Source organism: Paraburkholderia sp. SIMBA_027 (genome assembly GCF_046535315.1).
Lineage (GTDB): Bacteria > Pseudomonadota > Gammaproteobacteria > Burkholderiales > Burkholderiaceae > Paraburkholderia > Paraburkholderia tropica.
The window spans coordinates 1-255 of the sequence record NZ_JAWRWY010001081.1; the positions used below are offsets into that span (position 1 = coordinate 1).

The 255-nt window shown below is 63.9% G+C and carries 1 pseudogene; it reads right to left on the minus strand.

From position 1 onward, the window contains the following. Nucleotides 1-255 (minus strand): annotated as a pseudogene (locus SB764_RS42440) (IS21 family transposase); the annotation flags it as partial.

Consider the following 255-nt stretch of genomic DNA (forward strand, 5'->3'; position numbering starts at 1 on the left):
CGGGCGAACGCGGCGACCCGCCCATAGGAGCCGGTAAAGCCGAGAACCACCAGATCGGCATGAAGCTGCTTCAGCGTTCGGCGCTGTTTGCGCGATCGCCCGGCCTCGGTCTTCAGCCAGCCGGCGAGTTTATCGGCAAAAGGATCAAGCTTGCTCGGCCGTTCCGGTACCGTGAACGTCGGCTCGATCGTACCAGCGCTCAAATACTTCGCGATCGTGTTGCGTGACAGCCCGGTGCGCCGGCTGATCTCGCGG